30 protein-coding genes and 1 tRNA gene are annotated in these 22,806 nt (G+C 55.8%); 9 read left to right on the top strand and 22 right to left on the bottom strand.

Annotated elements, in window-relative coordinates:
- Positions 1–2: 2 nt before the first annotated feature.
- The 8 genes from PG899_RS15950 to galE all read left to right on the top strand — a co-directional run bounded on the left by PG899_RS15950 (position 3) and on the right by galE (position 6,536).
- Positions 3–482: a DUF2878 domain-containing protein gene (locus tag PG899_RS15950; RefSeq protein WP_077095299.1), complete on the top strand. Its 480-nt coding sequence runs from the start codon at positions 3–5 to the stop codon at positions 480–482.
- Complete coding sequence (locus tag PG899_RS15955) at positions 479–697, top strand: TIGR02450 family Trp-rich protein (RefSeq protein WP_011705034.1); 219 nt, start codon at positions 479–481, stop codon at positions 695–697. The genes PG899_RS15950 and PG899_RS15955 overlap by 4 nt, the downstream gene beginning before the upstream one ends.
- Complete coding sequence (locus PG899_RS15960; protein WP_232105250.1) at positions 654–1,205, top strand: chalcone isomerase family protein; 552 nt, start codon at positions 654–656, stop codon at positions 1,203–1,205. The genes PG899_RS15955 and PG899_RS15960 overlap by 44 nt, the downstream gene beginning before the upstream one ends.
- Entirely contained in the window at positions 1,205–1,762 is a 558-nt protein-coding gene (locus PG899_RS15965; protein WP_077095297.1) for a DUF3833 domain-containing protein, read from the top strand. Before PG899_RS15960 ends, PG899_RS15965 begins: the two co-directional genes overlap by 1 nt.
- Before the next feature lie 124 nt (positions 1,763–1,886).
- Positions 1,887–2,354: a Dps family protein gene (locus tag PG899_RS15970; protein ID WP_077095296.1), complete on the top strand. Its 468-nt coding sequence runs from the start codon at positions 1,887–1,889 to the stop codon at positions 2,352–2,354.
- A 287-nt stretch (positions 2,355–2,641) separates the two neighbouring features.
- Entirely contained in the window at positions 2,642–4,291 is a 1,650-nt protein-coding gene (hcp, locus tag PG899_RS15975; RefSeq protein WP_077095295.1) for a hydroxylamine reductase, read from the top strand.
- Between the two features lie 114 nt (positions 4,292–4,405).
- Complete coding sequence (locus tag PG899_RS15980; RefSeq protein ID WP_270697478.1) at positions 4,406–5,425, top strand: hybrid-cluster NAD(P)-dependent oxidoreductase; 1,020 nt, start codon at positions 4,406–4,408, stop codon at positions 5,423–5,425.
- An 85-nt stretch (positions 5,426–5,510) separates the two neighbouring features.
- Positions 5,511–6,536, top strand: coding sequence for a UDP-glucose 4-epimerase GalE (gene galE, locus PG899_RS15985; RefSeq protein ID WP_077095293.1), 1,026 nt, complete (start codon positions 5,511–5,513; stop codon positions 6,534–6,536).
- A 173-nt stretch (positions 6,537–6,709) separates the two neighbouring features.
- On the opposite strand, the gene PG899_RS15990 is transcribed toward galE, so the two are convergent.
- The gene (locus PG899_RS15990) at positions 6,710–7,459 is read right to left on the bottom strand and encodes a DsbA family protein (protein WP_077095292.1); all 750 of its coding nucleotides are present in this window, start codon (positions 7,457–7,459) and stop codon (positions 6,710–6,712) included.
- Between the two features lie 198 nt (positions 7,460–7,657).
- On the opposite strand from PG899_RS15990, the gene PG899_RS15995 reads away from it, so the two are divergent.
- Positions 7,658–7,745, top strand: a tRNA-Ser gene (locus PG899_RS15995).
- Positions 7,746–7,941: 196 nt separating this feature from the next.
- On the opposite strand, the gene PG899_RS16000 is transcribed toward PG899_RS15995, so the two are convergent.
- The 21 genes from PG899_RS16000 to PG899_RS16100 form a co-directional block, all read right to left on the bottom strand.
- The gene (locus PG899_RS16000; protein WP_163137178.1) at positions 7,942–8,610 is read right to left on the bottom strand and encodes a UPF0149 family protein; all 669 of its coding nucleotides are present in this window, start codon (positions 8,608–8,610) and stop codon (positions 7,942–7,944) included.
- Between the two features lie 53 nt (positions 8,611–8,663).
- A complete protein-coding gene (locus tag PG899_RS16005) occupies positions 8,664–11,762 on the bottom strand; it encodes a type I restriction endonuclease subunit R (RefSeq protein WP_163137179.1) in 3,099 nt (1,032 codons plus the stop codon).
- Positions 11,755–12,894 (bottom strand): AAA family ATPase, encoded by a 1,140-nt coding sequence (locus tag PG899_RS16010; RefSeq protein ID WP_163137180.1) that lies wholly within the window; start codon positions 12,892–12,894, stop codon positions 11,755–11,757. The genes PG899_RS16005 and PG899_RS16010 overlap by 8 nt, the downstream gene beginning before the upstream one ends.
- 1 nt (position 12,895) lies before the next feature.
- Positions 12,896–14,107: a restriction endonuclease subunit S gene (locus PG899_RS16015; RefSeq protein WP_163137181.1), complete on the bottom strand. Its 1,212-nt coding sequence runs from the start codon at positions 14,105–14,107 to the stop codon at positions 12,896–12,898.
- Positions 14,108–14,109: 2 nt separating this feature from the next.
- Complete coding sequence (gene fic / locus PG899_RS16020; RefSeq protein WP_163137182.1) at positions 14,110–14,715, bottom strand: protein adenylyltransferase Fic; 606 nt, start codon at positions 14,713–14,715, stop codon at positions 14,110–14,112.
- Complete coding sequence (locus PG899_RS16025; protein WP_163137183.1) at positions 14,712–16,313, bottom strand: type I restriction-modification system subunit M; 1,602 nt, start codon at positions 16,311–16,313, stop codon at positions 14,712–14,714. The genes fic and PG899_RS16025 overlap by 4 nt, the downstream gene beginning before the upstream one ends.
- 162 nt (positions 16,314–16,475) lie before the next feature.
- A complete protein-coding gene (locus PG899_RS16030; RefSeq protein ID WP_163137184.1) occupies positions 16,476–16,856 on the bottom strand; it encodes a type IV toxin-antitoxin system YeeU family antitoxin in 381 nt (126 codons plus the stop codon).
- 2 nt (positions 16,857–16,858) lie between these two features.
- Positions 16,859–17,173 carry a hypothetical protein gene (locus tag PG899_RS16035; RefSeq protein WP_163137185.1) on the bottom strand — a complete coding sequence of 105 codons (315 nt, stop codon included), beginning with the start codon at positions 17,171–17,173 and terminating at the stop codon, positions 16,859–16,861.
- A gap of 145 nt (positions 17,174–17,318) precedes the next feature.
- Positions 17,319–17,615 carry a hypothetical protein gene (locus tag PG899_RS16040; RefSeq protein WP_163137186.1) on the bottom strand — a complete coding sequence of 99 codons (297 nt, stop codon included), beginning with the start codon at positions 17,613–17,615 and terminating at the stop codon, positions 17,319–17,321.
- 30 nt (positions 17,616–17,645) lie between these two features.
- On the bottom strand, positions 17,646–17,987 hold the full coding sequence (locus PG899_RS16045; RefSeq protein WP_163137187.1) for a hypothetical protein: 342 nt from the start codon (positions 17,985–17,987) through the stop codon (positions 17,646–17,648).
- A gap of 1 nt (position 17,988) precedes the next feature.
- Positions 17,989–18,531 carry a hypothetical protein gene (locus tag PG899_RS16050; protein ID WP_163137188.1) on the bottom strand — a complete coding sequence of 181 codons (543 nt, stop codon included), beginning with the start codon at positions 18,529–18,531 and terminating at the stop codon, positions 17,989–17,991.
- Between the two features lie 71 nt (positions 18,532–18,602).
- Positions 18,603–18,866, bottom strand: coding sequence for a hypothetical protein (locus PG899_RS16055; RefSeq protein WP_163137203.1), 264 nt, complete (start codon positions 18,864–18,866; stop codon positions 18,603–18,605).
- Between the two features lie 26 nt (positions 18,867–18,892).
- Positions 18,893–19,255, bottom strand: a complete 363-nt coding sequence (locus tag PG899_RS16060) for a hypothetical protein (RefSeq protein ID WP_163137189.1) — start codon at positions 19,253–19,255, stop codon at positions 18,893–18,895.
- A 45-nt stretch (positions 19,256–19,300) separates the two neighbouring features.
- Positions 19,301–19,795 (bottom strand): hypothetical protein, encoded by a 495-nt coding sequence (locus tag PG899_RS16065; protein ID WP_163137190.1) that lies wholly within the window; start codon positions 19,793–19,795, stop codon positions 19,301–19,303.
- 195 nt (positions 19,796–19,990) lie between these two features.
- Positions 19,991–20,413 (bottom strand): hypothetical protein, encoded by a 423-nt coding sequence (locus PG899_RS16070; RefSeq protein WP_240455311.1) that lies wholly within the window; start codon positions 20,411–20,413, stop codon positions 19,991–19,993.
- Between the two features lie 24 nt (positions 20,414–20,437).
- Positions 20,438–20,629 carry a hypothetical protein gene (locus tag PG899_RS16075; protein WP_163137191.1) on the bottom strand — a complete coding sequence of 64 codons (192 nt, stop codon included), beginning with the start codon at positions 20,627–20,629 and terminating at the stop codon, positions 20,438–20,440.
- Entirely contained in the window at positions 20,626–21,123 is a 498-nt protein-coding gene (radC, locus tag PG899_RS16080; RefSeq protein ID WP_163137192.1) for a RadC family protein, read from the bottom strand. The genes PG899_RS16075 and radC overlap by 4 nt, the downstream gene beginning before the upstream one ends.
- Before the next feature lie 73 nt (positions 21,124–21,196).
- On the bottom strand, positions 21,197–21,511 hold the full coding sequence (locus PG899_RS16085) for a hypothetical protein (RefSeq protein WP_163137193.1): 315 nt from the start codon (positions 21,509–21,511) through the stop codon (positions 21,197–21,199).
- Positions 21,486–21,752 carry a hypothetical protein gene (locus PG899_RS16090; RefSeq protein ID WP_234690472.1) on the bottom strand — a complete coding sequence of 89 codons (267 nt, stop codon included), beginning with the start codon at positions 21,750–21,752 and terminating at the stop codon, positions 21,486–21,488. Before PG899_RS16090 ends, PG899_RS16085 begins: the two co-directional genes overlap by 26 nt.
- 10 nt (positions 21,753–21,762) lie before the next feature.
- A complete protein-coding gene (locus PG899_RS16095; protein ID WP_270697479.1) occupies positions 21,763–22,191 on the bottom strand; it encodes a DUF2787 family protein in 429 nt (142 codons plus the stop codon).
- Positions 22,192–22,224: 33 nt separating this feature from the next.
- Positions 22,225–22,788, bottom strand: a complete 564-nt coding sequence (locus tag PG899_RS16100) for a lecithin retinol acyltransferase family protein (protein ID WP_201972957.1) — start codon at positions 22,786–22,788, stop codon at positions 22,225–22,227.
- Positions 22,789–22,806: the final 18 nt, after the last annotated feature.

Here is a 22,806-nt window from a genome sequence, read left to right on the forward strand (position 1 = left end):
TGATGTGGCAGTGGGCCCATCTGCTGGGGTTCAACCTCTACTGGTTGCTGGCGGTGAAGTGGCAGCAGCCGGGCCCGCTGCTGGCACTGCTGCTGCTTCATTTTCTCTTCTCTCCGCGCCGCTGGCACGACTGGCGGCTCATCCCGGTTGCCCTTGCCGGCAGCCTGCTCGATGCCCTGCTCTGGCAACTCGGGCTGTTTTATTTCAACACCGGTTTTCCGCTCTGGCTGGTGCTGCTCTGGTGCGGTTTTGCCCTGACCCTCTGCCACGGTCTGCGCTGGCTGCGGCCCTTGCCGCGCTGGCAGCAGGGGCTGTTCGGCATGGTTGGGGGGAGCTCCTCCTATGTGGCGGGAGCCGTCATGGGGGCAGTACACTTATCTTGGGGCATCGGGATCAGTGCGGCACTGCTGGCGGTGATCTGGATGTGGTGGTTACCCGTACTCCTGTGGGTAACGGTCAAGCTGGAGGGTGAAGCGAGATGAACACCTTTTCGACCGACACCTTGTTGTTTTCCAAATGGACCAAAGAGAGCCGGCACGAGCTGACCGAGCGTTTCTATCTGGTGGTGGCCTGTCAGCGCGACGCGCAGGGGCAGCTGCAGCAGGTGGTGATGCAGGACATCAACACGCTGCTGGAACAGGAGATGGACTGGCATGAACTCGAAGATCCCGCCCATTGGCACATGGGATGGAATTAGCCTGCTGCTGGCAGGCTTGAGCCTACCGCTGACCCCTTTCGCCCAGACCGGGCAAGCTCTGGTCACTCCCTGGCAGCAGCTGCAGCCGGTCGGGCGCGGCGAGATGAGCTGGCTCTGGTTCAAGCTCTATGACGCCACCCTCTATAGCGAGAACGGCCGCTATCGGCCGGGTCACTATCCTCAGGCACTCAGCCTCACCTACGCCAGAGCCATCGAGCGGGACGATCTGTTGAGCGCCACCGCCGCCGAGTGGCAGCGATTGGGGCTTGGCAGTGAACAGCAGCGCCAGGGCTGGCTTGGTCAGCTCGCCGCGCTCTGGCCCGATGTCCAGGTGGGTGACCGGCTTACCTTCTATGTCGACAGGGGCGGCGCAGGCCATTTCTGGTGGCGGGACAAGCCGCTCGGCACCCTCGCTGATCCACAATTTTCGGCGGCTTTTCTTGCCATCTGGCTGGCACAAGGGAGCCGTGATCCGGCGCTCACCCGCCGCCTGCGGGGAGAGCGCTGATGCAAAAGGGATTGATGAAATACATCCACGCCTGGCGCTACCTGCTGTTGTTGCCACTGCTTCTGTTGGCTGGTTGTGGCAGCAGTCTGGAGGATTATCGCGGTCAGGGCCCCGAATGGGATCTCGCTCGCTTCTTCAATGGCAAGCTGACGGCGCACGGTCTGGTGACCGATCGCAGCGGCGAGGTGACCAGCCGTTTTCGGGTGGAGATGCGCGGGCACTGGCAGGGGGGAAAGGGGGAGCTGTTCGAGCAGTTCTACTTTGATGACGGGCGCCAGCAGACCCGCACCTGGTTTTTGAGCAAGGGGGCGGATGGTCACTGGCGCGGCACGGCGGCCGACGTGGTGGGGGAGGCGGTAGGCAAGACGGCAGGCTTTGCCCTCAACTGGCGCTATCAGCTCGATCTGACACTGCCTGACGGCAGCGTGGTGCGGGTGAGTTTCGATGACTGGATGTATCTGCTGGATGAAAATCGCCTGCTCAACCGGGCTGCCATCAGCAAGTTCGGCATCCAGCTGGGGGAGGTGCTTCTCTACATCGAGCGGCAGCCTGAATGAGCTGCCTAGCCCGGCCGACAGCAGGGATGATAGCCGTACTCTATCAATCAGTTAGATCTTAACTATTACCTTTTGAGTCTGATGAGTTCTAAGATGACCAGGTCGTCAAATCTGGAGGTGAAACATGAAGAGTCCGATTGGTCTTGATACCGTTCAATCACAAGCGCTGGCCACCGAGCTGAATAAGTTGCTGGCCAGCTACCAGATCCTTTACATGAACGTTCGCGGCTTCCACTGGAACATCCGCGGCAACCAGTTCTTCGAGCTGCACCTGAAGTTCGAAGAGATATACAACGACCTGCTGCTGAAGGTCGATGCGCTGGCCGAGCGCATCCTGACCCTGGATGGCGTGCCGCTGCACAGCTTCAGCGACTACCTGAAAGTTTCTGCCATTCCCGAGCAGAAGGGGCTGCACGACGGTCGTGCCTGCGTCGAATCCCTGCTGGAGAGTTTCCGCGAACTGCTAGTGGCCCAGCGCCGCATCCTGGGGCAGGCCGCCGATGCCGGTGATGAAGGGACTGCGTCCATTCTCTCCGATTATGTGCAGCAGCAGGAGAAACTGGTCTGGATGCTGCGAGCTTACCTGGCCTGATAGCCAATCATGCCGAACGCTGCGAAGTATGCCGGTTTGATGAAGTGAAGGGCTGGATCTGCCTGACCAGACGCCAGCCCAACCCGTTCCATTATCGTGTTCTGTTGCAAACCTGAGTTGTCTCTCCTTTTATCCACCCGCTTGCCGCCCTGTTTGGGCGGCTTTTTTGTTTTTGATCTGCATCAATGAAAATTGAATTGGCAAATTGAATGCCTATTAAGTTCTGAGCCGTAGGAATAGAATCGCCACAAAACAGACAACTGAAATGTCCAATTAGGAGAGGCATGATGTTTTGTGTGCAATGTGAACAGACAATTCGTACCCCGGCAGGCAACGGCTGCGCCTATGCACAAGGTATGTGCGGCAAGACGGCTGAAACTTCTGATCTGCAGGATGTGCTGATCTATACCCTGCAGGGGCTCAGCGCCTGGGCGCTGGCCGCCCGCGAGCACGGCATCGTCGACAGCGAGATCGACGCCTTCGTGCCCAAGGCCTTCTTCGCCACCCTCACCAACGTCAACTTTGACTCTGCCCGCATCGTGGCCTATGTCAACCAGGCGCTGGCCTATCGTCAGCAACTGGCTGCCAAGCTGGCACCGCTGGCGGTGCAGGCCGACACACTGCCCGCTGCCGCCCGTTTCGAGCCGGGTGCCGATCTGCTGGCCCAGCTGGCCCAGGCACCGCAGACCGCAGTCAACCGCGGCAAGAGCGAAGTCAACGAAGACATCATGGGACTGCGCCTGCTCTGCCTCTACGGCCTCAAGGGTGCCGCCGCCTACATGGAACACGCCCGGGTGCTGGATCAGCAGGATGCCGGAGTAGCCGCCGAATTCCATCGCATCATGAGCTGGCTCGGTACGGATCCGAGCGATCTGGATCCGCTGTTCAAGTGCGCCATGGACATTGGTCTGCTGAACTTCAAGATCATGGAGATGCTGGATCTCGGTGAAACCACCGCCTTTGGCCACCCCGAGCCGACCCAGGTACGCGTCACACCGGTACCGGGCAAGTGCATCCTGGTTTCCGGTCACGACATGGTGGATCTCAAGCTCATCCTGGAGCAGACCAAGGGCACTGGCATCAAGGTCTACACCCATGGCGAGATGCTGCCAGCGCTGGCCTACCCCTTCTTCAAGCAGTACCCGCACCTGGTGGGCAACTACGGCTCTGCCTGGCAGAACCAGCAGAAGGAGTTTGCCAACTTCCCGGGCGCCGTGGTGATGACTTCCAACTGCATCATCGACCCGAATGTGGGCAACTACTCGGATCGTATCTTCACCCGCTCCATCGTCGGCTGGCCGGGCGTGACCCACCTGGAAGGGGAAGATTTCTCCGCCGTGATCGCCAAGGCGCAAGCGCTGGAAGGCTTCAAGCACGTTGAGCTGGAACACTTCATCACCATCGGCTTTGCCCGCAACGCCCTGATGCAGGCCGCCCCGGCGGTGATCGACAAGGTCAAGGCCGGCGAAATCAGCCACTTCTTCCTGGTCGGTGGCTGTGACGGCGACCGTGCCGAGCGCGCCTACTACACCGAGTTTGCCAAGGCGATCCCGCAGGACAGCCTGCTGCTGACCCTGGGTTGCGGCAAGTACAAGTTCAACAAGCTCGATTTCGGCGACATCGGCGGCATTCCCCGTCTGCTGGACGTGGGTCAGTGCAACGATGCCTACTCCGCCATCCAGCTGGCGCTGGCGCTCTCCGAGGCGTTCGAGTGCGGCGTCAACGATCTGCCGCTGACCCTGGTGCTCTCCTGGTTCGAGCAGAAGGCCATCGTCATTCTGCTCACCCTGCTGGCGCTGGGTGTGAAGGACATCCGTACCGGCCCGACCGCTCCGGCCTTCCTCACCCCGGCTCTGCTCAAGGTGCTGGAAGAGCAGTTCGGTCTGAAAGGAACCACCACGGCCGAAGCCGATCTTGCCGAGATCCTGGCGGCCTGAGCGGCGCCACATCTGCCTTACACGCTCAGCATGTTGTAAGCCTTTGGCGAGCCTGATGGCTCGCCTTTTTTTAACGACCCCTTTCCAACATTTTTCAACAAGAGGAGCCTTGCGATGACCTCCACCTCTCTCACCCTCAGGTGCATCGGCCGCCGGGCGGATACCCACGATGTAGCGAGCTGGCAGTTCGTGCCGCAGACGGGCAGCCTGCCCGCCGTGTTGGCGGGCCAGTGCGTGACGCTGCACACCGAGATTGACGGCAAGCCCCACTGCCGTGCCTATACCCTCTCCTCCAGCCCGCAGGATGCCTACTGGCAGGTCACCATCAAGGATGTCGGACTGGTCTCCCACCATCTGCACCAGACCCTGCAAGTGGGGGACGAGATCCGAGTGGATGGCCCCTTTGGCGACTTCAACCTGACGGCCTTGCCCTGTGAGCGGCCGCTGCTCTTGAGCGCCGGCTCCGGCATCACACCCATGTGGGCCATGCTGCGCGACGAGCTGGCCAAACGGCCGGATGCCGACATCCGCTTCATTCACAGCGCCCGCTCGCCAGAGGATGTGATCTTCGCAGACGACCTGGCTGCGCTGGCCGCGGCTCATTCCGGCGTTCGCCACGCGTTAGTGCTGGAGCAAGTACGGGAAGAGGCGCCGACGGCTCATCCCTGGGTTGGCCGGCTCACGTCTGAGATGCTGAGGGAATTGGCGCCAGATTTGCTCGCACGCCACGTCTATCTGTGCGGGCCTGCCCCCTACATGACCGCCGTCTGCACCATGCTGGCGGAGCTGGGACTGTCGGCAGCGCAGTTGCACCAGGAGTCGTTCGGCCTGCCTGCTGGAACATCGAGTGCGGCGCCAGTTGCGGCCGGCAGCGACCACTTCTGGCTGACCCTCAAAAAGAGCGGCAAGAAGGTGAAGATCCTGCCGGGTCAGACCCTGCTGGCGGCACTGGAAGGGGCGGGGGAGACCATGATGGCGGCCTGCCGTGCCGGGGTGTGCGGGGCCTGTCGCTGTACCACGGAAGGCGAGATCGAGCGCCAGAGCGTAATGACCCTGAGCGTGCAGGATCTCGAGCGCGGGGTGGCACTGGCCTGTTCCTGCACCGCCAGCGGGGATGTCAGCGTCGACTATTGAGGGCGTCATTGGCATCCCGCTCTTTTCCTGAGAAGGCTGGGCGGGTAGACTCTGCCCCCAGTTTCAGTCGAACACGGGATACATAATGACAATTCTGGTCACAGGGGGCGCCGGCTATATCGGCTCTCATACCCTGGTTGAACTCTTGAACGTCGGGCAGCAGGTCGTGGTGCTGGACAACCTCTCCAACTCCTCCCCCGAATCACTCAAACGGGTCGAGCGGATCACCGGCAAGCCGGTCACCTTCGTGGAAGGAGACATTCTGGACAGAGCCTGCCTGCAGCGGCTGTTTGCAGAGCACAGGATAGCATCCGTGATCCACTTCGCCGGCCTCAAGGCGGTGGGGGAATCCGGCCAGATCCCGCTTACCTACTATCAGAACAACGTGACCGGCACCCTGGTGCTGTGCGAAGAGATGGCCAGGGCCGGCGTGTTCCGGCTGGTGTTCAGCTCCTCGGCCACCGTTTACGGCGATCCGGCCTCGGTACCGCTGCGGGAAGATTTCCCCACCAGCGCCACCAACCCTTATGGCCGCTCCAAGCTGATGGTCGAAGAGATCCTGCGCGATCTCGCTAAATCCGATCCCCGCTGGGCTATCGTGCTGTTGCGCTACTTCAACCCGGTCGGTGCCCACGAGAGCGGCCTCATCGGGGAAGATCCCAACGGCATTCCCAACAACCTGCTGCCCTATATCAGTCAGGTCGGTGTGGGCAAGCTCAAGGAGCTGGGGGTGTTTGGCAACGACTACCCGACGCCGGATGGTACCGGGGTACGCGATTACATCCACGTGGTGGATCTCGCCATTGGTCACCTCAAAGCGCTGGCACGCATCGCGTCGGATACCGGGGTCTTTACCTACAACCTGGGTACCGGTCAGGGTTACTCGGTGCTGGAGATGATCAAGGCATTTGAAGCGGCCAGCGGTCGCACCATTCCCTATCAGATCAAGCCCCGTCGCCCCGGCGATATCGCCGAGTGCTGGGCCGAGCCGCACAAGGCCCGTGCCGAGCTGGGCTGGCAGGCCGAGCGCGGTCTGGAGCGGATGATGGTGGATACCTGGCGCTGGCAAAGCCAGAACCCGAACGGTTATGGCCCTGCTGCGAAGCCGTGATCAAGGGTCATGCGCTGCTCGGGAACCTCATTTATTCATATGAACTCGGGTCCCTGCGCAGCTCTTCGCCTTGCTGACCGCTTCTCGCGACTGCCCATCAGGCCTGATGGTTTGCAGCATGAATAGCAAAACGCCCCGGCATGCCGGGGCGTTTTTTATGTGCCGAAGCGGGATTACTGAATGCTCTTGCCGGCGCGTACATCCTTGATGAAGCCTTTCAGGCTGGCCAGATCACGCGGTGCGCCGCGCAGGATCTGATCGCCGATGATGAAGGCCGGTGTGCCCGAGATGCTCATGGCTTCGGCCAGCGCCCGGTTGGTGCCGAGATTCTGATCGATGCTGCCATCCTTGATCTTGGCTTCAACCTTGCTCCAGTTGACGCCGGCTGCTTCCGCCAGCTGCTTCACCTGTGCCTCGTCGGCCAGCGGGCCCTGATGGGCGTACAGCCTCTCGTGGAAGGCCTGGTACTTGTCGGGCTGACCCAGCTGTACCGCCAGGGCGGCACGGGCGGCGAAGTAGGAGGTCTCGCTCAGGATCGGGAACTGCTTGTAGATGTAGCGAATGTCCTTGTCTTCCGCCAGCAGCTGCTTGATCAGCGGGTGGGCGCGTTTGCAGTAGCCGCAGTTGTAGTCGAAGAATTCGACCACGGTCAGGCTGCCCTTGGGATTGCCGCTCTCCGGATCCTGGTTGCTATAAAGCTGCTTGGCGTGTGCCTTGATCAAGGTCTTGTCGCTCTCAGCCTGCTGGCTCTCCTGCTTGGCGCGCAGGGCGTTGGACATCTCGACCAGGATTTCCGGGTTCTTGACCAGATAGTCGCGCACTATCTGTTCCACGTCGCTCTTGGTCAGTTCGCTTGCCTGAACCGGCGCCGCAAGCAGGGTGGCACCCGTCAGGGCGCAAAGCAGGGCATGTTTGATTTTCATAAGTCCATCTTGCTGGGGATTTCGTGATGCTGACTATAGTGGGTGAGTCTGTTTTCAAGTCAAGTTATCTGGTTGAAAAAGCGCTGGTTATGCTCAAATTGGCGGCTTTGTGCGTCATTTAGCCCAATAAATCGGCAAACGAGCGGCGAGGGGATTTACAAGGGCGATCGCCATGGGTAATATTCGCCGCACTGTCGCGGAGGGGTGGCAGAGCGGCTGAATGCACCGGTCTTGAAAACCGGCGATGGGCGACCATCCGTGGGTTCAAATCCCACCTCCTCCGCCATCTATATAGCCCAACTGATTGATTCGGTTGGGCTTTTTTGTATCTATGATTTTTGGTATGCCAGTGAGTATGCCATTAGGTGTTGGCTGTCCTACCCCTTGATAGCACCCCATTGGACAGGTCATTGCCACGACTTCCTCAAGTTACCCAAAGCAAGAGAGGGCCATTGGCCCTCTCTTGCTATCTATTTTATTGGTCAGTGCAAACAGCACTGTTTGTACTTCTTGCCGCTGCCACAGGGACACGGCTCGTTGCGGCCAATCTTGATGGGGGCCACCACCGGCTGAGGTCGTGCCGGGCGTTCACTACGTTGTGCCAGAAAGTGGGCATGCAGGATACGAGCGGCAAAGCGAGCCTTGCTGGCTTGCTCTTGCAGATGTTCATTGCTGATCGCTTCGAGCGATGTAGGCATTTTCTCCAGCGGTTCACTGATCATCGATAGTGCAGCAGCTTCCGGGGCCGGTAGCGTGGGCCATGGCTCCAGTTCAAGACCTCCCAGGTAACCACCACACCAGTCGTGGATCAGCGGAACCCACTCACCGTGTCGTTCAAACTCCGGTGCCACCGGGAAATAGTCTTCTGCCGCATAGGTCAGAGTGGTCGCAATGTCGTTGCTGTGGCGCATCACCAGGTCGATAAAGCGTTCCAGTTCGGCTTCGCTTTGCCACTCGGGTTGATCCTGCTCACCACCCCAGATCGCGTGGAGCCAGGTGCTCGGCATAATGAGGTGGGGGCCAGAGACCACCGCCGTTAAAAAGCCATCGAGCATCGACATTGAGGCAATGCTGTTTTCACTGCCGTAGCGCTCAAGCAGCGCCTCCAACTCATCGAACTCTTCATCACTCAAAATTTCAAACGATTGCATTTTTACCAACTCCACTAATCCATCTGTTTGGGCATGGAGTAGAATATTGTTGACTAAATGTCACCACCCACCCCTTTGAATTTCTCAATAAACGCCGCGATCTTCTGGAAAACGATCTGTTTCTTGGTCAGATATTGCGGGTTTAGCGGGCTCATCTTGGGCAACAGTGAATTGAGTTCGGTGCCGTTTTCGCTGGCGAATTCGCGCTTGAGCGAAGTACTGATATAGCGCTTTGCCGCTTCCACATTCAGATTTTCAGAGCTGATCAGCTCATCGGCTTCTCGTCGTTGCTCAGCTTGAGCAAACGCATAGAAAGCTTCGATGACACTTGCGGCATCACCAATCTGGTCCAAGTCGGTTTGATTGATAAAATCGACCAGCAGGCTCTCCTTGGCTCGATTGCCAAGGCTTGCACGGATCAGTCGGCGCACTTCGTCTACCAGCTCTGCTTTGCTTCTGGTTTTCTTGTTGTGCTCATAGATCAGCTCAAGTATGTAATCGAGGTTGATCTCCTGGGATTTGAGCAGATCCACCTCAAAGACGATGTCATCCCAATCGATGGTCGATTTGTCTTTTTCCTCTGCTGATTTTTGCCGACGCTGCCAATCTCGGATGTCATTGTAAGTAGAACGGTAGTCCTGGATCGTGCGTTCGGCTGGCAGGCGAATGGTCTGCAACTCGGCAAGCTTTGCATCATCCAGATAGTGTTCGGCTTTGAACGCCTCGACCGCTTCAGGATCGCTCATATCTACGCTTTGCAGGGCCTTCAGGCTAGCAAACTCGTCATAGTTTTGTAGCAGGTTCTCAACGCGCAGATACTCGCCAAAGAGTTTCGCGAACGCTTTTTTGTCGGCCTCTTTCTCAATGGCCGCAGGATCAGGAAAGCGCTGCTCCAGCTCGCTGACCACATCCATAAAGCCGCGCCGTGCTTGACCGGTTACGAGATCGGTAAAGCCTTCCATGTACTCCTTGTAGCTCTTTTCCAACACCACATTCTTGGTGTTCTTGTCACCGAACAGGGTGATGGCGTCGATGGTCGCCTGCTCCAGATCGCGGAAGGTGACGATATTGCCGAAGGTTTTGGTAGCGTCAAAAATGCGATTGGTGCGCGAGTAAGCCTGCATCAGTCCGTGGTAGCGCAGGTTCTTGTCTACAAACAGAGTGTTCAGCGTGGGGGCATCAAAGCCGGTCAGGAACATGCCCACCACGATCAGCAGATCGATCTCCTTGGCCTTAACCTGTTTGGCCAAGTCACGGTAATAGTTCTGAAAACCATTGCTGTCCACGCTGAAATTGGTTTTAAACAGCGCGTTATAGTCTGCGATGGCCGCGTTTAAAAACTCCTTGGCACTGCTATTCATGGCAGAGACATCAAAGCTCTCATCCTCAATGTCACCCACTGCATCCTGCTCTTCATTGGCGGAAAACGAGAAAATAGTGGCAACTTTAAGGGGCTTATTGCTCTTTTGCTGCAACGCCTTAAACGATTCGTAGTAGAGCTTGGCCGCCTCCACGCTGCTCACCGCAAACATGGCATTAAAGCCTTTGGCGTTCGCTTGCAGGCGATGGGTCTTTTGCCGGAAGTTGTTCAGGATGTACTGGGTGATCTCACGAATGCGATCCGGATGTAGCAAAGCCTGCTTGTTTTCCGCTGCGCTCAGCTTCTTCTCATCCTTCTCTGTTTCGATGGCTTTGAACTGCGGGCGAACATCGTTGTAGTCCACCTTGAACTTGAGTACTTTTTCATCGCGAATGGCATCGGTGATGACATAAGAGTGCAACTCGCGGCCAAACACACTGGCGGTGGTGTCTGCGCCTAGCGCGTTCTGCGGGAAGATGGGCGTGCCGGTGAAGCCAAACTGATAGAAGCGTTTGAATTTCTTCTTAATGTTCTTCTGTGCCTCACCAAATTGGCTGCGATGGCACTCATCGAAAATAAAGACCACCTGCTTGCCGTAAATCGGCAAGTCGGCCTCGCTCTTCATCAAGTTGTTGAGCTTCTGGATGGTCGTGACGACGATCTTGTTGTCATCCTTGTCCAGATTGCGCTTCAGGCCCGCTGTGCTGTCTGAGCCATTGACGCTATCGGGTGAAAAGCGCTGGTACTCCCTCATGGTCTGGTAATCCAGATCTTTACGGTCCACCACGAAAAATACCTTGTCGATAAACTCCAGTTCGGTGGCCAGTCGCGCCGCCTTAAAACTGGTCAAGGTTTTGCCTGAACCTGTAGTGTGCCAGATATAGCCGCCGCTTTCGGTATTACTCCAGTTCTTTGTCTGATATGCACTGTTGATCTTCCACAGAATGCGCTCGGTGGCGGCAATCTGGTAAGGGCGCATCACCAGCAAGGTGTTGCTGATGTCGAACACCGAGTAATGCAGCAGCACATTGAGCAATGTGTGTTTCTGAAAGAAGGTTGCAGTAAAGTCCTTCAGATCCTTGATAAGCGCGTTGTCCGACTTCGCCCAATTCATGGTGAAGTCGAAGCTATTTTTATTGCGTGCTGTGGTATTGGCAAAATAGCGACTATCGGTGCCGTTGGAGATGACAAACAGCTGTAAATATTTGAACAAAGAGTGCTTACTGTTAAAGCTTTCTTTGCTGTAGCGGTGGACCTGATTAAAGGCTTCGCGGATCGCCACACCACGTTTTTTAAGCTCGATCTGTACCAGTGGCAGACCGTTCACCAGGATCGTCACATCATAGCGATTGGCAAGGCTGCCGGTTTGTTCAAACTGCTTGATCACCTGTACCTTGTTGCGGACGATGTTCTTCTTATCCAGCAGGTATATGTTTTTAATTCGACCATCATCAAAAACGAAGTCATGGATATAGTCATCGTGGATCTTGCGGGTTTTATCGACGATGCTGTCGCTGGGCTTATCGAGGAAGGTCTCAACAAAACGCTGCCATTCGCCATCAAGAAACGCTACGTTATTGAGTGCTTGCAGCTGTTCCCGTACATTGGCGAGCATTTTTGTGGGGTTATTCAGGGTGGGCAGGAACTCATAACCTTGATTGGCAAGATCCTCAATTAGCTCGTGCTCCAGATCACTTTCGCTCTGATAGCTTTCAGCAACCGACCATTCCTTAGTGTATTTATCCAGCACGATAAATTTGTTGGATTCTGCGATGGTTTTATAATCAGCCATTTTGGTGCTCCTGCTGCCAGTAGCCATAGTTGCTCTTCAAATGCTCGAGCAAAAATTTGACAATCGCTTTCTCAGCTTGCGTTGGCTCTGCAACGGCTTCGTTCGATAGCGTGTTGTGGCTTGTGAAATTAATTATTCTGCTTAGATAAAGTTGCTTATCATCCGGCAAGAGTTCTGACCATTTGGGGTAACCCAAAAAGCTGGCTGTTTTCTCATAGAGGTTTCGCAGCAAGGTGAAATGAAACCGTTCAACCCTGTTGTCCGCAATCGCCTGCTCAATGACCTGCTTCAGGTGCAGATGGTAGGAAAAGCTCTTGTTGGAGTCACCGTGCTTCACTGTCAAGTCGAATGTGCCGTCTTCATGGCGATCTAGGAGATAACAGCCCTCATTTTTGCCTTTTTTGCTGAGTTCTAGTTCGTTGTGAAGGACGTTGTAGAACAGCGGGCTGTGTGTGGTGATGATGAACTTAAGATCGGACCGGCTTGATTTGATCAACCCTGCCACGTTAACTGCTAACTCGATCAAGTGGTTCTCATCCAGTGAGCTCACGGGGTCATCAACAAAGACGTAGGTCAAATTATTGAAAACATGGGTGGAGCGGTCAGTGACCTCTGGGATGTTTAGCTCGGAAATAACCTGCTCCAGCAGGGTATTGAAAACACTCCAGATAAAGTTACTTTCCTCACCTTTGGAAATTTTGATATGGGGTTCTTGTCGAGTATTTCCGCGCTCGAATGAAAAACTAACCGATGAAAAATCCGCACTGAACTGCGGCGTCAACTTCTCGCTCGTGTAACGCTGAAAGGTGGTGATAATGCTCTGGTCCTGGCCTTGCTCTTCGAGCACCCATTTGGTGAAAGCATTTGGTTGGATTTTCAGTTTCGGCTCTGCATCCTGCCCCAGGTCGTTGTCCCAGTAAAACAAGTCTTCAGTGAAGGCGCTGTAATAAAGAATCTTCTTGTCGGCCAACTCCGACGATGGCGCACTATCATCTTCCTCCTTCGGCGCAATCAGTTGCTTGAACTCTCGCGACAGGCGCGTTTTGCCCGTACCGTTGAAGGCGTAGATCAGTTGCACTTTCTTGTTGGTATCTTTTAACTGCTGGGCGATGTCGGTCAGCCTCTTACCCATGTTACACCTCTACCCCTTCCTGCTTGGGAAAGCTCAGCAACAGATCGCGGTAATACGCGTATTGTTTTTGACGCAGTTCGATTTCGCGGGGCAGACCCTCGGTGAGGGAGGTGGTCAAGGCATCGAATTTGTCGAGGATGGCGACGATGCGGGCTTGCTCGGCAAGTGGTGGAAAGGGGAGCTTCAATGCTTCAAAGGTGCCAAGATTTATATTACTCTGCGCACTGCTTTTTTCCCTCCCCTTTTCTTCAAGCTTGCGTTTGGTTGATTGAAGAAGGTATTCAACATAAGCAGAGGTTGTTTTTTCAGGGTCAGCAACAAAGCCGATTACGCTGTCGGGAAAGCAAGCATCAAAACCCAATATGGATGTTTCCGCGATATTTGCTGCAATTGTAATGCACAGTGTGCCCTTTGGCCACAGTTTGCTTTGCTGCAATCCAAAGTCGCTATACGTTTGGCTATGCGCCATAATGATGTGAGCCGCGTTTCTAATATCGCCCGTTTGTATAAATGGAACATCGCCTCCATACAGCCGCTCATCATTTCTAGGACGATGCTTGGATTTTCCGCGCCCAAAATCAATTGCCATTTCCGGCAACGTCTTCCACTCCACTTCTCCGTCTTCAAAACTCAACAACTGGTCGCGATAGTGGTTGTATTGCTTTTTACGTGCAGTAAGCTCGTTGGTAAGCTCGTTGGTAAGCTCGGTGAAGGTGTCCAGTATACGAACGATTTCGGCTTGTATTTTCAGCGATTTTTTGGGGTTATCTGGGCAAGGGATAGGGATTATTTTTGATGCATAATTGCCGATCCACTGGCGTTTGTGGTCGCCATCAACCAATTCACTTGGTAGTGTGTTCAGCCAATAATAAATATATTTAAGTAGCGTTTTGCTTTCATTGCTTGACGTGATCATCTTCATCGCAGATGACTTGGCCTTAAAATCAAAGTCTACCCATTTATGGGCGGTCGTGAAGTCATCGAAGATGATTACGGGATTTTCGGAAGCCTTATAAATTCCATCGACTTCATCCGTATAGCCAAGAACAAAAGTTTTCCCAGCTGTCAGAACGGGAGTTTTAAATTGAGCATTGTAATTTTTGGCCGCCACTAGGTATTTGGTCGGTTGCTCATATTTCGTCACATCCCCTAATGGAAGCCATTCAACATTAACACCATTTAGCAACTTTTCGATAAAGTCAACATGGCTCATGATTACAGCTCCTCTGTCTTGAATTCGCTATAACCTTCGTAGTAATAGCTGACATCAATACCCTTCATGAACAAGGCGCGGTCATCAATCTGGCTGGTGAGCGCTTGTTTAAGCAGCGCCTTTATTTCCAGGTCTTTCACTACGCTGCGCTGCATCGCAGAGAGGTATTCTTCTTTATCTACCAGGTTCCAATCCACGACTTGTTTAAGCGCTGCTTTGAGCATCAGGTCTAGCCAGATACGCGTAGCACGGCCATTGCCTTCGCGAAATGGGTGGGCGATGTTCATCTCGACATATTTTTCGATGACTTCATCAAAGGTGCGTTGTGGCATGCCATCGATATGCTTTAGCGATACGTCCAAATACATCAGTGGTGCAAAACGAAAATTCCCCTTGGCAATGTTGACATCGCGAATATTCCCGGCGAAGTGATAGATGTCACCGAAGAGATAGCCATGAATAAAGCTAAGCCCGGAAAACGTCCCTACGCCAGCCTTGTTAATGTCGCCAGAGTCGAAAAGTTGCTTAGCTTTTTGCTTACTGATTTTCTCCTCAGCTTTGGCAAGTTCAACCTGATTGGTGATGTTTAATTTATTCTCTAACATCATGCTACCTCTCCTTCGCTTTCCATGCCCTCGGTCGGTATTTCTTCAATCGTCGTCCCTTCGATTTTGGCAACAATGGTATCAATTTCTTTGCGCAGTTTATCAATGTTGGCAACCGTGGTTTTCAGCTCGATATTGAGCTGGCTGATATCCAGCACTTCACGGTTGTCTTTCGCTTCGACATAGCTGCTGACGGAGAGGTTGTAATCGTTGGTGGCAACCTGCTTGAGGGGCACCGATTTGGCGAAGTGATCGACATTGGCCTTGCTGTCGAACACCGCCATGATTTGCTCGATGTGCCTGTCCAGCAGCACGTTGTTATTAGTCTCTTTTTTGAAATAGTCAGGACCACTAGCATCGATAAACTGGATGGTTGTCTCTTTTTTGTTTTTGGCCAATACCAGAATGTTCACGGCGATGGTGGTGCCGTAAAACAGATTGGGTGCCAGCGAGACCACCGTTTCCACATAGTTGTTGTCCACCAGATATTGCCGGATCTTTTGCTCGGCCCCGCCACGGTAGAAGATGCCGGGGAAGCAGACGATGGCGGCGCGGCCTTTGGCGGAGAGGTAGCTGAGCGCATGCAGCACGAAGGCAAAATCGGCTTTGGATTTGGGGGCGAGTACGCCAGCCGGGGCAAAGCGGTCATCGTTGATCAGCGTGGGGTCGTCCGAACCTATCCACTTTACCGAATAGGGTGGGTTGGAGACGATGGCATCGAACGGCTTGTCGTCGCCAAAGTGGGGTTCGCGCAGCGTATCGCCGAGCTGGATGTTGAACTTGTCGTAGTTGATGTTGTGCAAGAACATGTTCATCCGCGCCAGGTTGTAAGTGGTGTGGTTGAGCTCTTGCCCGAAGAAGCCGTCGTCGATGATGTGGGCGTCGAAATGCTTCTTGGCTTGCAGGAGCAGCGAGCCGGAGCCGCAAGCCGGGTCGTAAATTTTGTTGACGCGACTCTGGCCATGCATGGCGAGCTGGGCGATCAGCTTGGATACATGCTGGGGGGTGAAAAACTCGCCACCGGATTTACCGGCGTTGGCGGCATAGTTAGAGATAAGGAACTCGTAGGCGTCGCCGAAGAGATCGATATCACTATCTTCAAAATCACCGAGATCCAGCTTGGCTACGCCATTAAGCACTGCTGCCAAACGGGCGTTTTTATCTTTTACCGTGTTACCCAAGCGGTTACTGGTCGTATCGAAATCGGCGAACAGCCCTTTGATGTCTCGCTCTGACGGGTAACCGCTAGCCGACGCTTCAATGTCGGCAAAGATATGCGCAAGATCGGTATTGAGGCTTTCATTGCTATTGGCATTTTTGGCCACGTTGGCGAAGAGATCGCTGGGGCGGATAAAGTAGCCCTTGGTCTTGATGGCATCCTCTTTGATTTCCGGGGTGATCACGCTATCGGGTATTTCTGCGTAGTTGACGCTGTCGTCACCGCCTTCGATGTAGCTGGCAAAGTTCTCGCTGATGAAGCGGTAGAAGAGGGCGCCCAGTACATATTGCTTAAAATCCCACCCATCGACAGCACCGCGAACCTCGTTGGCAATGGCCCAGATCTGACGTTGCAGGGCGGCGCGTTGTTGAATGCTTGTCATGCTGTGATTCCTGTGTGTCGCCTCGCAAGCCAGGAGGCGGAACTTCTAATGAAAATGATGTGCATCATACCGGAAAAATGACCCACATTCAGGTAACTGACGCCGTCTGATTAACATCGAAAATTGGTGGGAAGGCTGCTTGCCCAGTCTTCCCCCTTCCGCCTAAAGAGTGATGGTTGGGTAAAGCGCTACATAGACATAGCCATGGCTACCCAGGGTATCGGCTTCACAGGTGAAACCGCCGTGCTGTAGGGTGATGCGTTGCTGACGGCGGGCGTCCAGTTCGCCTGTCAGCAATTTGGCCTCCAGTTCCTTGATGATGCTCGGGAAGGCTGCTTCCAGTCGGTCTATTGCCTCTTCTGCCCATTCGCCAATCAATGAGGCTCGATCTGACAGAAAGTGCAGCCGGTGGTGCTCCTGGATAAGGCGAGCCCCAAAGCGGGGCGTCACGGTATGGGGCAAGCCCCATTGCGCAAAAATGCGGGTAGGTTGGTCTGGATCGGCAGGTTGTTGGTCATGGGTGTGGGTGGCTGTCATGGTCATGATTAGCGATACCTCATTTGAATGTCGATGATAGTGCCAGGCACGTTGTGGCGCTGTCGCAATCTGGTCAGATGCTCTGGGAGGTCGGTCAGGTTGGTCAGTCGTCCCCGGTAGAGCCTGGATAGATTGATGTAGTCGGGATGGCTCACGGTGATGGTCACCTGATGCCCTGGCTGCCAGCGGCCAAAGAGGCGGGCTTTGGCTTGCCTAATGGTGGTGATGCCGGGTGCTGGTAACGTCTGGCGGTTGCGTAGATGCAGTTTGTTAAGCTCGGGGGCATAGCGATGCACCTCGAGCCTAGTAATAAGACGGGTCATGTTCGGTGACTCCAGTAATGATGCAAAGAGCCAGCCTGTGAGGGCTGGCCCTTTATGCTGTTTGTGGATGAGTGGGGCTGGGTGGTTGTGTCTGTTGGTGCCGAGGCTGCAGAAAGCTGCCGGGCCGCAGTGACAGGCGCAGTGGCTAGTCGTTGTAAAACAGGATGTAGTTCACCCCGGCTTGCGTTGCTGCTGCGAGCAAGGGCTGTAGCGTTGGCGGGTAGGCATCGAGCTCCAAGGCCAGGTTCAACATATATTCGTAGGCGGAGCCATCCTTCATGCCGACATGTTCATGGGAGGCCATACGCTTGACCCATTGCCATTCGGGCACCAAGTCTGCGTCATCGTAATCGCCAACTATGGCGCTCATGGCGACATCCAGCATTTGCATCACCGGATGGCCTGCCAGTGGGTTCGTTGTTGCAGGTAGGGGGTTAGTCATTGAGCCGTTCCTTGTTGTCTGGGCGTCACGTTACAGCGGATTGATAACCGGCTTGCAATTGAGCCGGTCCAATAGATGCAGCGAGCCGTACTGGGCCACCAGTCGGTCTATGGCCATCTGGGCACAGGCTGTTCTGCTGGGCTTATTCTCAGGTATTGCGTAACGCGCAGTGAGCCAACCACCGAGCAGCGCGATGCGGTAGCCACTCGGAATGTGGGTGAGTGACGTTCCTATGCCCCTCCCGTGAATGAGGAAAGGCACGGCCTGTCCGCCGATGTCGATATCCATGCGCTGGCCCTTCTGCTCGAAGGTGGTGAGCTCACCGGTTTGCGGGTGTTTGCCGGGGACTCTGATGGTGATGTGCTTGGCCATCTCACACCTCCGGCTTGGTTTCAAAATGGTGGGTCACAATGCCCGCTTCCGGGTCAATGCTGATAAACGCCGGGGCTTGCGGGTGGTGCTGGTAGAGTCGCGCCAATTCAGAGCGAAAGGCTTCGATGTTCGGCGCAATCACATGGTGGGTATCCCCCTCGGCATAGGTAAAGGTCTCCAGCTTCTCGGTGTTAATCCAGATGCCGAAATACCAGGCATCCTCCTCGGTGTCGTATTGCTGCCAGCCCTGAGCCAGCAGTGTCCGGTCGTAATAGTAGCGGTCTGCCTGATGGCTACCCCGGTCTATGCGGCAGCCGGTCACGGTGAGCTCAAGCGGGATTCGTCCTGCCTTGTGAGCCTTCTTGACCCGACGCAACAGCTTGAGGGCCTTGGCTCTGCTACGGCTATTGCCTTGCGGATGCGGCTGGGCGGCTCGCAATGTGAGATGGGTCATTATCCTCGGCGCAGTGTTGTGGTTGAGCTGGCCTATCGCCGCTGTTATCTGCCGAGCGGACAGGGTTTTGTAATCACGCAGGTCATGCATGGTGGATTCCTTAAAATGCAAACAGCCCCTCGGAGTGAGGGGCTGTTTAGGGGGCAGTTGTGGGGGATTGTCTACAGCGATTGCTTGAGACGGTTGATATCTCGCTGATAGCGACGGCGGTGGCTGCGCCAAATCACCCGCTCAGCAGCAGCCTCCAGCAGCGCGGTGGTCACGGTACGGGGCAGAACCAGATTTGCCCTGTCCCACTTATCCAGCTCCAGCACGCCGGTACGCGCTAGGCTGGCTAGTTGTGCATAGAGTTTGCCGGTCAGCTCCAGTGCGATGAACTCCTCTATATGGGATCGGAGCCTGGCGATAGCGTCCTCTGGCGCCATGGGAGATGCCCTGGACGTTGTTGTGGTCATGTATGGCTGCTCCAATCAGGCGCGTCGTTGCTGCCATGGTTGACGTAGGCCCCGACAATCCCCCGTTGCCACTCGCCTACCGGCTGACCAGCTGCATTACAGGGACAGCGAAAGCGGGCGAAGTTAATCTCTCGTGGCAGGTGCTCACGCATATCTCGTGGACTGACAAATAGCGTGGTCTTGTGCAGCACCGGGTTGGACGCTACCAGCGGGCCACCAATACGCCGCCCTTCCACATCGTGGGCATAGGCAAAGCCCGGTAGCATCAACTGTTGACTGATGAGCTTGGCAAGCCCTGAATGGGCGCACATGGCCTCCGCCACGGCGGCCTGGCTAAAGCTGTCGGTAAATTCGATCATGGTATTGCTCCTGATGAAGAAGAGAGTTAGTGACGGTTCTGGCCATCACATCTCTCCCCAGGGTGCTTGCTCCCACAGTGACAGCCGGGTCAGCACGTCTTGTGCGAGAGCCTGTTGCAACTGCTGTAGTACCTTCACAAGCCGAGGAGCCTGCTCAGGGCTCCCACTCCATTCACTCGATTGGTACAGGGCGCAGCAGGTGAATTTGTAGAGGGCTACCAGTTCGGCATCGGTGAGTGGCGCCTGATGGCAACGGTGCGCTGGTTTAAACGGTCCCAGCTTGGTAGAGCTACGCTGGCGTGGTTCCTGACGTCTCAGCTGATAGCGATGCCAGACCGCCCGTCGATTGGCGAGCATCATCAGCCGTACCAGCCGGTCTACCCGCCACGTCCAGGTGCTGGTCGTGTCTGCAGGCGGCAGCCACCAGAGGGATCGCAGTAACTCAAGGGTGTAGTGCGGTGGCATGGGGGCATTGCAAAAGCGGTGCAACTGCACGGCAAAGGCCTGGTAATCCTGGCGGTCAATCATGAAAGCAGACATGGGGATGACTCCTTGAAATGAAAAAGGCCACCTGCAGTGAGGTGGCCCTGTGGGTTGTATCGGGATATCCGGATCATGGTGTTGGTGGTGATGATCCGTGTGCGATGATCCGGGGAGGCTGGCGTGATCGATCATCTATGGTCATTCGGTGATCGGCGAAGATGTCATTCGAGATCACGGTGTACGAGGGCAGCATCATGATCGCCCGACGGCAGATGATCCGGGTTTAGGCACAGAGGGGTCCCGTGTCTGTACAGGGCTCAGCCACGGTGGTTGTGAGCGATCCCCCTCTGGCTGCACGTTGGGATAAGCCGTCTCGAACAGGATGGTGTAGAGGGCACAATCAATACCGTTGACGGCATCGTGATGCGGGTAATAGGGCGGTACGTCTCGGGAACGCTCGAAGTAGTCACCAAAGCAGCTAAGACATTCGCGTATCTCGATGGTGGAGCCATGCAGCAAGGTTTCTTCAAACTGCTTGGTATAAAGGCCGTCATCACGAGCCTTGGTGACGGCCTGCTCCAATAACGCCAGCGCATCCTCGTTGCAGGTAGCTGCCAGGCCATGGCGCAACTTGCCCAGCGTTTCCTCAAGGGTATAGGGGTTAGGTAATCGCATGGTGCTTGTCTCTTCTTGGCCTGATTAGTGCCGCAACTGATGCAACAGTGCATGAATGGCCTCGACACAGTCGGCTTGGGTGAGCTGATAACCGTTAGGCAGGTTAGCGACGATAGCGGGCTCTGCCTGCATCTCGACGTTGTCTGCAAGCCAGCAGCGCAGCTCGAGGAGGATATCGAGGGCAGTGAGGTGGGTTTTGCCTGGGGTCTGGTTCATAGTAGGCCTCGCTCGGCCAGCGAGACTAAACCCTCAGCGCCAACTACCAGATGGTCGAGCAGTCGCACATCCACCAGCGCCAATGCCTCTTTGAGAGCCTGGGTAAAGACCCGGTCTGAGTAGCTGGGTTCCGGGTCACCACTTGGGTGATTGTGTACGGCGATGATGGCCCCACAGTTGAGTATCAGGGCCCGCTTGACCACTTCCCGTGGGTAGATGTTGGCGCTATCGAGAGTGCCGCGAAACAGCTCCTCAAAGGCAATCACCCTGTGTTGGGAGTCAAGGAACAGGGCGCCAAACACTTCGTGCTCCCGGTCCTGCAGCAGGGTTTGTAGTCGCTGGGCGGCCTCCGTGGTACTGGTGATGGCGGATCCTTTAGCCAGGCGTTTGCGGGCAATCTGGTTGGCGATGCGCAGCAGGTCTTGCTCGGTCACCGGCTCGGTGACGACATAAGTGCCGGGGCATTCTCCGGCTTTGAGTTTGTGGTAACGCATGTTGGGTCTCCTGAAAAAGAAAGACCCCGGCAGCGCGAGGCATGTCGGGGCTAAATGCAGAGAGGTTGTTGGTTCAATTTGAGGGTAGTTCAGTTGGTCGTGGTGGGGCCTGCTGTAGCTGTGGGTCTCTCTTCACCGGCATCAGCGATTCGGGGACCAGTAAAGCGAGTGGGATAGCGAGTGCCACACTCAGCCGTTCTGCCAGTTGGTAGGACGGACCTAAGGTGTCGTAGTCAGCTACCCAAGTGGCCAGGGCCAGCCCGCTGGCCTCCACGGCCCGCAGATAAACGCTGTAGCCCTGTACGGTCAGGCCACTGTCACGCACCACCTGCGTTTCTCCCTCTCGGTTAATCGCTTCAAGCTCAACGGCTATCGGTTGTTTGGGCATCTTGCGCCTCCTCTTGCGGTAAGGGGTCACTCTCCACGCAATAGCCGTGATGGATGCAGGTACGCTGCAGTTCACTCAGAAAGCGCCCCAGCACACGGGGCTGCTCAGAGAGCGGGACAGGTCCTGCTTGGCAGCGCCAGAAACAGCGGCGTTTGGAGTCCACACAGATTTCATCCACGGGCTGGCTCATGGTGCGCCAGTCCTCGGCATTGGTGAGGGAGAGCAGCAGTTCGTTAGTCATCACACACCTTCTACTCCCCGTTGACGGTGACGGTGAAATACCCCAACCGGGTGTAGCTAATGAAATTGCTCTGCCACAGGGCAAACAGTTCCCGCGCTTCCACACCGGGCAGTGGTCCCCAGCCCTGCAGATAGTGCTCGTCGCAAGAGAGGTTGAAGTCGAGCTCCTTGCAGAGCTCGGTATCCTGGCCCAGGCCCTGATAGCTGAAGTCGGTGATGTAATCGAAGACCCAACCGTGCAATCCCCGAATAAGCCGCAGCTCAACCGGATGGACGCCACCCGTTTCGGGACTGTAGCCGGGGCTGCGAAAGTTGAGGGTTAGGGTCGAAAGGTTGGTGAGGTCGAGCTGTTGTTCCCGCGCGACGCGGCGCAGCAAGTCAGGTAGCTCAGGTGAAATCGGCAGGGCTATCCCTGCCAAGTGAAATGGCATGGTTATCATGGTGTGTCCTTTTGGTATCGAGTGTGAGGCGCATCAATCCCTGAACCAGCGCCAGGCGCGGTAGAGGCCGTAGGTGGCTGCCAAGGGCGCCGCCAGCGAGGTGGCCGAGCTCCCCAGCAACGCACTGACTACTGCGGTCGCAGCGGTTGTCGCTGACGGGTTCAGTACCGTGCTGGTGGCCATGCCAGACAGGGCCGCCTGGGTGGGCTGCTGGGCCACGGTGCGAAGTGCCTGATGTGCGATACACCCCGTGACAATGAGCTGGTTAATCTGCTTGCTGTAGTGAAAGCCCTCGATGCACCAGAGCACGAAGTGCTCACAGTTGTTAAAGAGCGTGCTGTAGTGCGCCTCTCCAAGGCGGGAGTATGCACGGTCGATACTCTCCTCCCGGTTGTAGGCTCGTGCGCTATGGTGCTGGATGCGATAGCCCCTCCCTTGGCTAAACTCGGCAAGCGTGGTGATAGCTATCTGACCGGACTGTGTTCCGGCACTGACCCCTTGGTAATGGATGACCAGATGGTCCCCCAGATAGAGACCGTGGTGCTGGTAACCGGTGCGGGGGGAAACGAGGTGGTCTCCCGGTTGTGGTAATGGCATGAACAGTTCCTTAAATAA

Source organism: Aeromonas sp. QDB39 (assembly GCF_027707585.1).
Taxonomy (GTDB): Bacteria; Pseudomonadota; Gammaproteobacteria; order Enterobacterales; family Aeromonadaceae; genus Aeromonas; species Aeromonas hydrophila.